General features: G+C 33.1%; 12 protein-coding genes and 4 pseudogenes. 5 read left to right on the top strand and 11 right to left on the bottom strand.

The window, feature by feature from the left end; genetic code table 11:
* Positions 1-23 precede the first annotated feature (23 nt).
* From U860_RS35175 to U860_RS0115540, 3 genes and pseudogenes are all read right to left on the bottom strand, one after another.
* A pseudogene (locus U860_RS35175) lies at positions 24-140 on the bottom strand (tRNA (N6-threonylcarbamoyladenosine(37)-N6)-methyltransferase TrmO); the annotation flags it as partial.
* A pseudogene (locus U860_RS35170) lies at positions 141-344 on the bottom strand (class I SAM-dependent methyltransferase); the annotation flags it as partial.
* 42 nt (positions 345-386) lie between these two features.
* Entirely contained in the window at positions 387-935 is a 549-nt protein-coding gene (locus U860_RS0115540; protein WP_115610321.1) for a CGNR zinc finger domain-containing protein, read from the bottom strand.
* 112 nt (positions 936-1,047) lie between these two features.
* Here U860_RS0115540 and U860_RS0115535 point away from each other — a divergent pair, with 112 nt between their 5' ends.
* The 4 genes and pseudogenes from U860_RS0115535 to U860_RS0115520 all read left to right on the top strand — a co-directional run.
* Entirely contained in the window at positions 1,048-2,223 is a 1,176-nt protein-coding gene (locus U860_RS0115535; RefSeq protein ID WP_029952999.1) for an MFS transporter, read from the top strand.
* 396 nt (positions 2,224-2,619) lie between these two features.
* Positions 2,620-3,207 (top strand): hypothetical protein, encoded by a 588-nt coding sequence (locus U860_RS0115530; protein ID WP_029952998.1) that lies wholly within the window; start codon positions 2,620-2,622, stop codon positions 3,205-3,207.
* A 344-nt stretch (positions 3,208-3,551) separates the two neighbouring features.
* Positions 3,552-4,148, top strand: coding sequence for a DedA family protein (locus tag U860_RS0115525; RefSeq protein ID WP_025149275.1), 597 nt, complete (start codon positions 3,552-3,554; stop codon positions 4,146-4,148).
* A 43-nt stretch (positions 4,149-4,191) separates the two neighbouring features.
* Positions 4,192-4,419, top strand: a pseudogene (locus U860_RS0115520) (IS4 family transposase); the annotation flags it as partial.
* Positions 4,420-4,831: 412 nt separating this feature from the next.
* Here the strand turns inward: U860_RS0115520 and U860_RS0115515 are convergent.
* Positions 4,832-5,320 (bottom strand): NUDIX domain-containing protein, encoded by a 489-nt coding sequence (locus U860_RS0115515; protein ID WP_025149273.1) that lies wholly within the window; start codon positions 5,318-5,320, stop codon positions 4,832-4,834.
* 267 nt (positions 5,321-5,587) lie between these two features.
* On the opposite strand from U860_RS0115515, the pseudogene U860_RS31570 reads away from it, so the two are divergent.
* Positions 5,588-7,017 (top strand): annotated as a pseudogene (locus U860_RS31570) (IS4 family transposase).
* Positions 7,018-7,206: 189 nt separating this feature from the next.
* On the opposite strand, the gene U860_RS33435 reads toward U860_RS31570, so the two are convergent.
* From U860_RS33435 to U860_RS36450, 7 genes are all read right to left on the bottom strand, one after another.
* On the bottom strand, positions 7,207-7,311 hold the full coding sequence (locus U860_RS33435) for a YjcZ family sporulation protein (protein ID WP_081806744.1): 105 nt from the start codon (positions 7,309-7,311) through the stop codon (positions 7,207-7,209).
* Positions 7,312-7,700: 389 nt separating this feature from the next.
* A complete protein-coding gene (locus U860_RS0115500; protein ID WP_025149272.1) occupies positions 7,701-8,192 on the bottom strand; it encodes a hypothetical protein in 492 nt (163 codons plus the stop codon).
* Between the two features lie 77 nt (positions 8,193-8,269).
* Entirely contained in the window at positions 8,270-8,776 is a 507-nt protein-coding gene (locus tag U860_RS0115495; RefSeq protein ID WP_205206321.1) for an acetylglutamate kinase, read from the bottom strand.
* A 691-nt stretch (positions 8,777-9,467) separates the two neighbouring features.
* Positions 9,468-10,628, bottom strand: a complete 1,161-nt coding sequence (locus U860_RS0115490; RefSeq protein WP_025149271.1) for a Ger(x)C family spore germination protein — start codon at positions 10,626-10,628, stop codon at positions 9,468-9,470.
* Complete coding sequence (locus tag U860_RS0115485) at positions 10,615-12,093, bottom strand: spore germination protein (protein WP_025149270.1); 1,479 nt, start codon at positions 12,091-12,093, stop codon at positions 10,615-10,617. Before U860_RS0115485 ends, U860_RS0115490 begins: the two co-directional genes overlap by 14 nt.
* Before the next feature lie 56 nt (positions 12,094-12,149).
* Positions 12,150-13,229: an endospore germination permease gene (locus tag U860_RS0115480; protein ID WP_025149269.1), complete on the bottom strand. Its 1,080-nt coding sequence runs from the start codon at positions 13,227-13,229 to the stop codon at positions 12,150-12,152.
* Between the two features lie 261 nt (positions 13,230-13,490).
* Positions 13,491-13,634: an HAD hydrolase family protein gene (locus tag U860_RS36450; RefSeq protein WP_275887053.1), complete on the bottom strand. Its 144-nt coding sequence runs from the start codon at positions 13,632-13,634 to the stop codon at positions 13,491-13,493.
* Positions 13,635-13,704 lie beyond the last annotated feature (70 nt).

The following is a 13,704-nucleotide window of genomic DNA, read 5'->3' as shown; positions in this document are numbered from 1 at the left end:
TTGCAAAGCCTTTTGTATTACCACTAAAAATAATCTTGCATTAATTTATTCATCCAATCTGGAACACGTACATTTTCCCCTGCATCAAAAGCAGCAATGTATGGTTTTATATCTAAAATAGCCGTTCGATCATTAGCGTCATGCTCCGCCATGTATCGCAAAGAATGCCCACTACCACATCCAATATCGAGAACAGTTTTATTCTCAATTGAATCAAATAAATGGATTTCGTCCTCTGATGCCGTATACGGTCCATATTTAGGTAAACAATCTACTTGAAAAAAATGAGGTGCTACTACGTCCCAGCACTTTTTATTTAGCTCTAACATTTTTGTTTGTTCCACCACTTTTACATTCCCCCTCTCTTTTTTCTTCTCCTATACGAATTAACCGTTATAACCTGATCTTCCTTTTCTTTTAGCTCGATAATTTTTCACTTTTGCGATTGTACCACAAGCTCTGCCTTCTTCCCCTCCAGCATACATGCCACACCATCTTTTACTTCCATTACGGGAATGGTCGTAAAAGACCCAACGGCAATCTGGACACGCTTTTAATCGCCTCCATTGTTTTTGATTAATAGCCTTCAAAATAATTTGTAACATCTTCGTATACAAATTATTTTCTCCTATCGGTTCATATGCGATATCCTCCATATTTTCTGCCACACATACTCGGAATGGATACTTCTCAAACCACTTTTGCAACATTACCTGCTCTTCAACAGCACGACGAATATCCTCTCTAAATTGCTTTAACTCGTCTATGGTATGAAACGAAAGCTCTTCTTTCCAATATTTCTCCCTAAATGTTATAACATCATCTATCGTCTGAAACTGATCTATAGAATTTCTTGTATCATTTGGTATTCTCCATGTATTTAAAAACTCCCTCATTATCTCAAGTTGATCAGGTGCCTCTTGATTTTGGCTCAAAGATATTCACCATCTTTCCAAAATTTACTTTTTTCTGACTTTATGTATAATTATAATATAAAATCGTTAACCAGTAATTAATTTTAATGGTTACATACTTAGGAGGAGTTCTATGAAAAATTTCTCAATGCCGATTCGTTTTATGCTCATTTCTTCATTTTTTATGGCTTTTGGGTATTTTGCGGTATATGCATTTTTAACTATTTATCTATTAAATTTTCTACACTTTTCAGCTGTACAAGTCGGAACAGTTTTAACGATTATGACAATTACATCTAGAGTTATCCCTTTATTCTCAGGATTAATCGCTGACAAAATAGGCTATATCTTTATGATGATAGCCGGATTATTTTTAAGAGGAATCGGATTTATTTTCTTAGGAATGTGCTCAGATTTCTATACAATTTCTATTTCTTCCGCTCTCATTGGATTTGGGACTGCATTTTACGAACCTGCAGCTCGCGCCATATTCGGTTCACAAGCAACTCATATGAGAAAAAGTTTATTTACATACTTAAATCTTAGTTTTAATTGCGGTGCGATAATCGGACCAATTGCAGGTGGTTTCTTACTCCTATTAGATCCGATATATGCTTTCGCACTAGCCGGATTTCTCATGCTATTATTTGCTCTTATTTTTTATTTTCTTAAAAACCACTTCCAAGTTTCTACTAAAAACACGTCTATTACATTAGGAATACAAGCCATCTTACAAAATAAAAATTTTCTTTTATTTTCACTTATTATGATTTTCTTCTACATTATGTTTACTCAGCTTACTGTCGCACTTCCACTTCATATGAAAAACATTAGTCATAGTAACCAACTCGCTACTTTAGTTATTACGATAAATGCAATAACAGGCGTCATATTTATGATATTATTCCGAAAGATTTTTCATAAATACAATACACTCTCTATTATTAAATACGGTGTTTTATTAATGGGAATTTCCTTTTCACTCATTCCTTTATTCCAGCACCCATATTGGCTCTTTATTTGTGTAATTTTATTTACAATTGGAGAAACACTCGTATTACCTAACGCTGACATCGCTATTGCGAATTATAGTAACGAATCATACACAGCTACGTATTTTGGATTTTATCAACTTTCACTCGCATTTGGTTTTATTATTGGTAATTATACAGGGACATGGTTTACATCGAACTTACAGAAAACGTTCGTACCATGGGTTATTTTCGGGGTATGTGGATTGATTGGCTTTCTTTCACTTCATAGTTTAAATAAGAAAAAACTTATCTCTAAAGAAAATATATCCCTATGAAAAGATAAGAAACATCTAAAAAAAATTACAATCGGGGTAGAATCACATCGCTATCAAGCAAAGATTTTAAAGTAGCCTCTAAATGAAAAAATTTTTCTTCACAGTTAGTTATTTTGAGAAGTCGGCTCATTTTTTTGTTTTAGGAATATTTATTCCCCTCAACTTGATAGGCATGTGGCCGGACCCCATGCCCATCAAGCTAAGATTTTAAAGTACCCCCATAACGAAATTTTTATCTCTATACAGTTATTTATGTGAATTCAGCTCGTTTTTTGCGTTTTGGGGGATAATTAGTTTTTTAACTTGATGGTGATGGGCAGTATCCCCGTTAAGGTTCATTTCTTGGTATAATATGGATGATACGATTAATACATAGTGAAAGGTTGGGGCGTTTTAATGATAAATAATATAAAAGATGCTTTTAGTTTTCTAATTGATATTTTTAAAGGAGAGTTACCTGTATACGATTTATATTTGATTGCTCTAATTATGATTATTATGCCTATTGGAGAATCTATAAGGGAAGCAAGACAAAAGGTTTATACAAAACCAATTTTTTTATTTTGTAAATGGGTTCCTATTTCATTTTTAGTTGTTTCAATTTATTTAACTGGATTTTATTATATTGCTAATTTGGTTACTGAAATTGTTTCTTCTCCAAACGTGTTTCAGGATAAACAAAGTTTGCGTTCAATTGCTATTATGTCGTTAACTATGGCTAGTACTTCCGCTTTAATTATTTCTGTTGGTAAATTGGATAATTTTTTTATAAAAAATAAAATTATTTTCACTTTTATTGTTAACTCTTTATTAATAACGATCGGGATTTATTTTATAAATTCAATTTGGTATGAAACTATTAAAGCACCTTTATGGAGTTACGGATTAATAGGTGTAATTAATACTATTTTTATTTGTTTTTTGTTGTGGGAACAGAATAAAGAAGATAGAGAATTGATACAGGAGCAACAAAAAGTTAATTAGGGGTCTCGCTACATGCCCATCAAGCTAAGAAAAGCAAATACCCGAAAATGAAAAAATAAGTTAAATTCTCATAAATAACTGTAAAATAATAAAATTTTACGTTTTTTGGAGGCTTCAAAGTATTAGCTTGATGGACATTGGTACTAACCCTAGAAGGAAGGAGTTTTTTGTTTTACTACCGATAATGGGTGTTATGGAAAGGAAGACCAGTACATAACAAAGAAATCTTTATCATATTTTACTATTAATAATTTGTATATTATGTAAAATAAAGAGGTACCTGGAATAAGGTATCTCTTTATTTTTTAGTATGTTTAAAAATTTTGTATATGGTAGGTGTAAAGATGTTAGGTAATTTAATCCATTCAATTTTAGTTTTTTTGGAAGGGCTTGGTTATTGGGGAGTTATGCTTGGACTAATGATTGAAATAATCCCAAGTGAAATTGTGCTAGCTTATGCTGGATATTTAGTATCATCGGGAAGTATATCGTTTTTCGGTGCTGTTGTATTTGGTACAATTGGTGGAGTTATAGCGCAACTATTTATATACTGGATTGGTCGTTATGGAGGTAGACCAGTACTTGAGCGTTATGGAAAATATATTTTCATTCAAAAAAAGCATATTGATCATGCAGAAGCATGGTTCAACCGCTATGGAACTGGTGTAATATTTACAGCACGTTTCATTCCTTTTGTGCGCCATGCTATTTCAATACCTGCAGGTATTGCTAAAATGTCACATGTTAGATTTATTACGCTTACTACACTTGCAATTATTCCTTGGTCGGCATTATTTGTATATTTAGGCTGGAAGCTGGGTGAAAAGTGGGAGAATATAAATGAAATAGCAGGACCCTATATTAAATATTTTGCTATTACTGCAGTGGCTCTTGCTATGTTCTATTTTATTGTAAAAAAATTAATGAGAAGACGTGGTTAGTAATTTATTATTAGGGGCCACCATACATTACTATCAACCTAAGATGAATTTATCGATTCAAGATGAATTTCATTTGTTTGCTGAAGAACTACAGCGATATCTATCTCCACATATTCTTCAACAACTTGCACAAGAGACAGGTTTTGTAAAACGAAAAAGTAAGTATGGCGCTCGAGATTTGGCTGCTTTATGTATTTGGATCAGTCAACATGTAGCAAGTAATTCCCTCACTCAATTATGTAGTCAACTTTATGCAAATACAGCTACAATTACAAATTCTTACTCTAAGGAAGATTTCCACCGAAAACGAACGTTTTTGGTTGTCTTAATTTACAATAAATGACTTAACGTATAAAATCCGCGAAGTGACGTCAGTACCACTAATAGGGGGAGCGTCACTTCGCTATCAAGTTAAGAAATACCTTCTTCCCCAAAATGAAAAAAATGAATTAAATTTCTATGGACAACTATGAAAGGATGACATTTTCGTTTTGGGGATACTATAAAATTTTAGCTTGATGTTCATGGCGTGCTCCCCCTTAAAGGTCAATTGATAAGTTAAAACAAAGTTCAATTATTTAAAATAAAGATTAATGAGGAATCCTATTTTTACAATTTTCACCCTTAATGTAAAACAGGTTAGTTGAATAAGAAACAGTTACTATTCATCGGTTAGTTTAAATCTAAAAACCAACCGTCTCTTTGATGGTTGACCATTGAATTACAGATTCAAACTCATTGTCAGTCATCATTGCTCCAACCAAGATATCATCAATGTTATTTTTATTATTCAAATAGTGTTCAAGAGTTAAATTGATAATTTTTGAGGTATGTAAATCCAATAATTCATTCTTAGAAATCCAAAATAATTCCCCTTCGTCAGAAGGAATAAAGTTACTATGATCTGTTTCTCCAAAGTAGACATATTGCTGACGCAATTCACCACTATTTTTCTCAAGCAGAATGTATTTCAGCCTAAAGTTTTTAATTTCTTCTTTTTTATATCCTGTTTCTTCTTTAATTTCTCTGTAACTTGCTTCCATTGGAGAATTGAGTTCATTAGCTTCCATATGACCTCCAATACCACCCAAAAATTCAAAATTAAAGATTTTACTCTTTTCTTTCTTCATCATTAATATTTTGTCTTGATGAATTAAGAATGCCGTAGCCATCTGTCTTACTTCCAACAATAACATCCTTTCCACAATTTCTAATTTTTTATTAAACTAATCTGCTTCGTTTAAGTGTAAACTTTTACAACTTCCTAATTTTAGTTTAACATAAAATGTAAAAATCCTTTCGGAAAATTCACATAAATATATCAAAAAATACGAAGACGCACAGTTTAGTTTTGTAAGCTCGATAGCAAAACTAAATGTCCTTAAAATGAAAAAATACGCTATTCTTTCTGTAGAATCATAGGAAAGGATGGCGTTTTTATGTCTGTTTCTGTGTCTGAAGAATTACAACTATTTTCTCAAGAAATTCAAAGTTTTTTATCTCCAAATACCTTACGAGATCTTGCTAGAGGTGTTGGTTTTGTACAACGAACCAGTAAGTATCAAGCAAAAGATTTAGTAGCTTTATGTGTATGGGTGAACCAAAATGTAGCTATGACTTCTTTAACTCAGTTATCTAGCTGTTTAGAAGCATCAACAGAAGTACTTATCAGTCCTGAGGGACTGAATCAACGATTTAATAAGGCGGCCGTCCAACTTTTACAACACCTACTAGCCGAACTACTAAGCAAAAAATTGGCCGCATCTATTCCGATTTCTTCTCCATACACTTCTGTTTTCAAGCGTATTCGTATTTTAGATTCAACTGCATTTCAACTCCCGGATGTATTTTCATCGGTTTATCCAGGTGCAGGAGGATGCAGCCATACAGCTGGGATGAAAATTCAACTTGAGTATGATTTGTTAAGTGGACAGTTCCTACATATTCATACAGGTCCAGGTAAACAACATGATCACACTTACAGCTCTGTGTGTGTCCCAACTGTGACAGCGAATGATTTATGTATCCGAGATTTAGGTTATTTTCATTTAAAAGACCTTCAATATATACAAGATAAAGAGGCCTACTATATCTCTCGTATTAAGTCGAATACACGTATTTATCAAAAAAATCCTAACCCTGATTATTTTCAAGATGGAAGAATTAAGAAAGGTACAGAGTATATACAGATAGATATGGAGAAATTAATGAACTCCCTTCAACCAGGACAAACATGTGAAATAGCTGATGCTTATGTGGGAATGATTGATAAAGTGCCAGCTCGTGTAATTGTTCATCGATTAACAAAACAACAGCAACAAAAACGATTACAAGATCAAGCTATAAGAGAAAAAAAGAAAGGAATGAAGTATTCTCCTCGTAGTAAACGACTCAGTGGTATCAATGTATATATGACAAACATCCCTACAGATATTGTCCCGATGGGACAGGTACATGACTGATATTCTTTGCGTTGGCAAATTGAAATTTTATTTAAAACGTGGAAGTCATTCTTTCAAATTCATCATTGTAAAAAGATAAAACGAGAACGATTGGAGTGTCATTTATATGGTCAATTGATTGCCATTCTACTCTGTTCTTCTATCATGTTTCAAATGCGCCAATTGCTCCTCATGAAGAAAAAACGAGAGCTTAGTGAGTATAAAGCCATATATATGATTAAAGACTATTTTCTTCTTCTATTCCAAACTATACAAAAAAACACACAAGAGCTATCAAAGGTGTTACTACGCCTGTTCAATCTCATACAGCAAAACGGGCGGAAATCTCATCGATATGAGAAAAAACGGTCTTTGATATATTAGGTGTCGTTTACAATTGTACCATGTCTGATAATCAAGCCGCTTAATTCAAAAAAGTGAAACCCGTTAGGGTTTATTTCGTATGCAAATCTTTCAATCAACTAAATTTACCCTTTAGAAAAAAGAAACAATCTAGCCTAAAATTGACTTTGTATAAGCTTAGCTTGATGGTGATGTGGCGGGACCCCTTTAAAAAGAAAAGACACCCATATAAGAGTGTCTTTTCCGATAGTTTTTTAGCAGAAGCAAGCAGCTCCAACTATGATTAGTAAAATAAATAATACAACTAATAAAGCAAATCCTCCCGAAAAGCCGCAGCCGCAACTACCACCAAAGCCCATAATAGTTCCTCCTTTTGATAAGAGGACAAAACAAGGGGTCGCTCATGTGTTTTAACGGATTCAATTTACTTTATGTTTTTACGCATGAATTGAGCAGGTCCTTTTGAAAATAAAGAAAAGACACCTAAGGTGCCTTCCTCCGACTTGAACCATCTTAATTTTAATAATATGTATTGGACTCCCATCCAATATCATTGTATCACGCGGGTGTAGGGTTGTTATTGAGAAATACGATTAAAAGTTAATTAGACGTGTTTTTTACCTCTCACTTTATAAAGATCCGCTTGTTCATTTATGCTGGCTGTCTATATTAGGTCGTTTCGTAGTCCATGTAGCGATTAACAAGAGAGTGATAGCAGTGACGACACCTAAAAACAAGGGAGCCGATTCTACTCTACAGGTTGACTGCGAATTCGTTGATTCATGGTAACCCACGTGGTTGTAAACAATATCATTAATAGTATTACAACGATATACAATCCAGTTTGAGGGATCATGATACCAATCATTACACCCATTAATCCTCCCATGGCTCCTGCTACAATCCCATTTAATATGGGGATCCAATCTTGAAATGAAAAACTGATAATACCACTAATAAAAACACCAATCAGGAGTCCTAAAACATAGGCCGTACTTAGATGGTGACTCATAATGGCCCCAACAACTACACAAACTGTCATTGTAGAAATCATTCCTAAGGACATCGGAAGTGAATGAACGATTATATTATATTGTTCATCGAGTTTGTATAAACGATTTCGTTGCTTCCAGAGTGTAAAAATAATATGACAAATGAGCAGTGCACAAATAAATAAGATAATAACGGCAAAGAGCCACGATATACCTACAGTGTTCATATGGTTCATTTCATGTTCCAATTACATTTCCCTCCCACTTGGTATTTCGGGCAATATTTTGGGTTCTCGAGGTCCTTTCTGCCCCTTTAAATATATATTTAAAACATTTTCGGGAATTGCTTTATAATTGCAATCGTTATTGTGTCCGCCATTTGTAAAGCTTCTGCTTCAATTTTGTCAAATACAGTTATACTGGATTTGAAATCGCCTTGGAGCATAAGTACTGCCTCCATTTTAGTAAGTGCCAGATGCTCGAAAAACATTTTTTGGAATCCCTCTCTTGAAATAAAAGGATTTATTCTATTTAGAAATTGGGAAACTTCTGCTCCATTTACGTACCACTTTCTCTCGGTGGCCGTTGCAGCCTCTTGATTGCCAGCTTTTGCGGCTTTGACAAGTTCCGCAGCAATTACCAGGTGTTCCCTTATTAAATTGCCGTACATTGTCGCTATTTCATTTCCATAATAAGGTTTTAGCAAATCCCCCATATCTACAGCATTGCGAAGAAGACGAGCGGTAACAACGTCTATATCTGGTAAACCAAAAACTATGCTAATGATTGTCATCCTAGTCCAATATACATGTTGTTCCCAAACTAAACGCATAGAATTACTTAAACTAACTTTCTGTTTCGTATAAACAAGGTTGCCTCCCCATCCCTCATGACATTGATGATTCTGGTCACACCTACAATTTCCTCCACATTGACAATAGGGATTCAAACAAGCTGGGTTGGAACAATTACGTTGATAATATGGATAACCACCGTAATATCCTTGTTCATTTTGCCACATCTTTCATCCCCCCAAAAAACTGTAATTTTTATAAAAATATAGGTACTTATAATCATCATACGTAATTTTTAGGTGGTTTAGAATTGCAAGAAGAAGATAAAACGGTGTTGAAAGAATTCAGGAGAATGTGGATTTAGGATGTTCAGATATTGGTAGGAGTCTTAGGAGACATTATATGATCGATTAATGATTATCTTTAAAAGGAAAATCGTTCTACTATATTCACAGCTCCCCTTCTATAAGTTGTGTTGTATAAGTAATCACCGAGTTTTCTTTAAATTGTGTTGCGTTAGAAATCGTGAATGTAGAGATGTGGTTGTCTCTCCTGCTCCTATTACCCCACTTAGTCCAATTTAAATACGTAACAAATAAAACCGACTCCGATTACAGAGCCGGTTTCTACTGCGTTAGCCTAAATTTATATAGGAGTTCTAATACATGTGTCCTTTCGAATCTCCTATTTAGAGTCGATATTTTACGTTTTCTTTCATATTCAATCATTCTAATGCTCGATGATATTACGCATATTTTTAGATTTTCCATTTGTAGCTATATTAATCGAGACATTAAAATCTATTTCTTTATTTTGAAGGGATATTCTCCCCTTTTCTTTATATTTTTTCCACAAATTAAAATTCTGACGATATAATGTTTGTGATAACTGATACGTGTCAATCCCTTTTTCGATTCCTTTTCGGTACGTTGTTTTAATTTCTTTTTCAACTTGGTCCTCTGCAATTTTTTTTAAATTATTTACAGGCATAGAATTTATTAATTGATAAATATCAGCATCGAAATGGATGTTCATAAGTATGTGTAACTTTCCTTTTTTTGTGAAAAAATTCGTATCTATCTTTGGGTTTTTTAATATTATTTGTCCAATTATTTTTTTATTAAATTTTAATAGCAATGGAGCTCGTTTGGTATTTTCATCCGTCCATCGAACTCCAGCAATATCGTGGCTATTTAAATGACTTATATAGGATTTATCACTTATAAAACCATAACCATTAAATTTTAACATCGGAAATGATGTATGCCCTTTTTTCCAATTTGTTTTAGTCGTAGCTAAGAAAGGAATTCGAGTTGTCATCCCAGGTTCATAATAATTTCTTTGGAATTTATATAAAGGTAAAGGGTCTATAATTGAATATTGCTTGGTTATTTCTTGTGGCAAATTAATAATTGTATATAATTGAGAAATATTTAAAATATTATTGCTCGCTAATATATTTTCTAAAGGCTCCTTAGTTCCAAATATCCACATAGTATCTCGAAACTGAAAAAAACGAGAGAAAAAATCATTAAATTGATTAAAATCACCATGTTTTAGAAACCTCTCTGTTACAACAATCGTTTTGATATGTTCCCATGAGATCTCTTGTTGAGCACTCTTATAAAAATCAAATGTTGCCTCATCTAAAATGAGTCCTTTTCCCTTTCCAATATAAGCCGGGCAATAATTACGGGTAGTGCTCCCTTCTTGTTTAGCTATGTTAGAAAAATTAATAAATTGTGGACGGATGATATAATTATTATCTTTAAAATCGATGCCTAGACTATTTATATACAAGACGTGATGCAACTCTCTTTGATCCCAACACCCTGTTAAAAACGTACACAACATAAAAAGAAATAAAATAATTCTTTTATTTTTTTTCATCGGTACTCTCTCTTTTCCTTGTATTATCTTGAGTATGTAATTCTTTAGGTCTTCTATTCATATATGTGAAAGGAATTCTAAATGTGGCTGCTAGCATACTTTTAAACACAGGGGGAGAATATGGTGTAAAGAAAGGAACTCCAAAAGAACGTAAATTTACTACATGTATCACAATCACAAGGACACAAAAGATAAATCCTACTATACCTAATAAAGAAGATATCAAGAATACTACATATCGCAATATACTTATTATTCCTGTTACTGACTGGTTAGTTAAAGCAAATGTCGAAACAACCGAGATTGCTATTATTATGACCATTGATGCTGAAACAATTCCAGCACTAATAGCAGCTTGTCCAATAATTAATCCCCCTACAACAGATAGTGTTTGACCAAATACGGCAGGAACACGCAATCCCGCTTGCCTCAAAATTTCAAATAAGGTCATCATAATTAGCCCTTCTAAAGGAGCAGGAAAAGGAATCCCTTCTCTTGATAAACTTAATGTAGCTAACAATGTATAGGGAATCTGATCCGGATGATATGTAATTAGCGCTATCCAAATTCCTGGAAGAAATATAGATATTGCTATCCCCAAAAGACTTACAAGTCGTACAAAGCTACCGATTATATAGAAAGAATCTTGATCTTCAGATGTATTCACAAAAAAAGGAAATGTAACTGGTGCAATAGTGACTGTTGGTGACCCTTCAACTAGTAAAACAAAACGCCCATATAACAAACAATTCACAGCATAATCGGGTCGCCCTGTATATTCAACTAAAGGAAAAACACTAAATTGATTATTTGTGATTAATTCTTCAATTTGTGCACTTGAAACAACCCCGTCTATTTTAATTTGTCTTAATTTTAATCGAACTTGATTGATTATATCTTGGGATGCGATATCTTTTAAATACAAAAGTGCTACTTTAGTTTGTGTTCTTTCTCCAATAATAAATTCTTCATGACTAAGAGAACTCGTTTTTAGTCTTTTTCTAATTAATCCTATATTTGTGTTTAACTCTTCAACAAATCCATCACGTCCACCACGAATGGTCATCTCTGTATTTGTTTGTTCAACGGATCTTGTAGGTATTTGGGCAATATCAACTATATATCCTTGTTTAGATTCTTCAAAAATAATGAGGAGGTTACCTTCAAATATAATCTGAGAGATAGTTTCATTCGAATTTACTATATCTAATTTCTTTACTGATAACTGGGGAATTAATGTTGAAAGGTTAAATTCTTCTATCGAATTACTTAAAAGCTCTTTGCAAACTTGAGATGATGTGGCTTGTTTTAATTTTGTATTGTCAATTAAGTTTTGACAATACATAAACAATACTGACCTCGTTTTTTCTTTCTCATCCAATTCACGCTTTATTACTTTTACATCGTTGCATCCTTCAAACCACTCTAGTATTATCTTCTCGTTTAATTCTACTCGTTTGTTCATCTACGTTGTCTCCTTCAAACTCAGCAACCTTATATAAAATACATTCTCATACTCTTTCAAGAGCTTTTCTTATATGTAACAACCCATACAAACACTATTAGTAAGATAGAAAACAAAAATAGCCCTAATGCTGAAACTGGTAAAACAATTTGAGATACAAACCAATAGAAACTAGAGTCACTGATGGGTAGTATACTTATTAATAAAATACATGAAAGTATTGCAAACATAACCCCATTTCTCGTTTTCCGCTTTGTAATTGATAACAAATCTGGAATAAGAAAAACAACAAGTGACAGACGAATAAAGATCCCTACAAGCCACTGATACACGGAGAGAAAGTCTAAATTTTCAATATACCTTCCTATTGACACAAGTCTCCATTCTTCAAATGCTGGATATCGTTGGTTTGCTGCTACGAAAGGACCAAATTCTATAATAGCTGCCATAACTGGGCCTATTGTGATACCAATAATAACAATACCCAAAGCAATCAGTTGATATAATTTGACTTTTGAACAAATGTGGTGTTGTAAAAAAAGAATAAAAATTAACTCTAGAAATCCTGCTGCAGGATAAACCATCCCCCTAAATACTGGCTTCATTCCATTTTCCATCATTGGCTGAAGTAAAGAATAATCTTTATGCGGAATATTTGCAAACATTACAAAAAAACCAAGTAGAAATACAATAGGTAACAAAACACCTGTTGTAAGTGCAATAGATTGAATTCCTCTTTCAGCATTGTAGAAACAAATCATTGAAAAAAGTATTCCTAATACAAACCGAGGTGTTTCTGGTAAATAAAAAGAGAAAAAGGTTAATGTTTCTTTTAGTGCAACGACACCAATTGTTATCAAATAAAGTACAACTATGAATATTATTGGATATATAATGAATTTCCCAAAATTAATTTTTAACCACAAAAACAAATGTTCATTTTTTATGTTTTTATAAATGATGAATATTAATGAAATCCAAATCAAGTATAAAACGCTTACTAATAGGATTGAAATCCACGAGTCTCTACCCGAGCTATCTAATAACATAGGAATCATAATGACATGATTGATTATCCCGATACTACCAATGAGTATCATAGAAACTTGAAATAAAGTAATTGTTTGCTTAGTCATACTTACCACCATATTTTGTAATGAAGAAATATTACATAGTATAACTGATACATGACATCTTTATTCGCAATGGTTAGCGCTTAGAGGCATGAACAATCAAACTTTCCCAACAGTATAAAGATATATTTAAACTATTAGAAATTCCCCTACAGTTAAACAATTCGTTACATCGAAATTTAAAATAAAAGAAAGTAAGAGATAGTATAATACACCCCTTACTTCCTTTTTTATTTTACTTTCGCCTTTTCTTCAGCTATTTGATTAAGTGCAGTCCCTCACGCAGGTCCCACAGCAGCTAAAATCATTCCAATCGTCTTCAAAGACCATTATGTTACCCATAGAAATGTTATTTTGAGTGCAGATTTCCCTTACAGCTCGTTCTTTAGAAACGCCTTTTGCCGTGATTGGAGCGTTAGCTTTTAGTTTTGCACCGAAGATGACTTATCAAAAGCACTAGGCTCCTCTTATTGCCTGT

The organism is Bacillus sp. H1a, from assembly GCF_000633475.1.
Classification (GTDB): domain Bacteria; phylum Bacillota; class Bacilli; order Bacillales; family Bacillaceae_G; genus Bacillus_A; species Bacillus_A paramycoides.
The sequence above is the reverse complement of the archived record's forward strand: the minus strand, read 5'-3'. Positions and strand labels throughout refer to the sequence as shown.

What these genes read in the sequence shown, in the direction of transcription:
- U860_RS0115535 (WP_029952999.1), top strand. Translation starts at nt 1,048, where the DNA reads ATGAAAAATTTCTCAATGCCGATTCGTTTTATGCTCATTTCTTCATTT.
- U860_RS0115530 (WP_029952998.1), top strand. Translation starts at nt 2,620, where the DNA reads ATGATAAATAATATAAAAGATGCTTTTAGTTTTCTAATTGATATTTTT.
- U860_RS0115525 (WP_025149275.1), top strand. Translation starts at nt 3,552, where the DNA reads ATGTTAGGTAATTTAATCCATTCAATTTTAGTTTTTTTGGAAGGGCTT.
- U860_RS0115515 (WP_025149273.1), bottom strand. Translation starts at nt 5,320, where the DNA reads ATGGCTACGGCATTCTTAATTCATCAAGACAAAATATTAATGATGAAG.
- U860_RS33435 (WP_081806744.1), bottom strand. Translation starts at nt 7,311, where the DNA reads ATGGGCTTTGGTGGTAGTTGCGGCTGCGGCTTTTCGGGAGGATTTGCT.
- U860_RS0115495 (WP_205206321.1), bottom strand. Translation starts at nt 8,776, where the DNA reads ATGCGTTTAGTTTGGGAACAACATGTATATTGGACTAGGATGACAATC.
- U860_RS0115490 (WP_025149271.1), bottom strand. Translation starts at nt 10,628, where the DNA reads ATGAAAAAAAATAAAAGAATTATTTTATTTCTTTTTATGTTGTGTACG.
- U860_RS0115485 (WP_025149270.1), bottom strand. Translation starts at nt 12,093, where the DNA reads ATGAACAAACGAGTAGAATTAAACGAGAAGATAATACTAGAGTGGTTT.
- U860_RS0115480 (WP_025149269.1), bottom strand. Translation starts at nt 13,229, where the DNA reads ATGACTAAGCAAACAATTACTTTATTTCAAGTTTCTATGATACTCATT.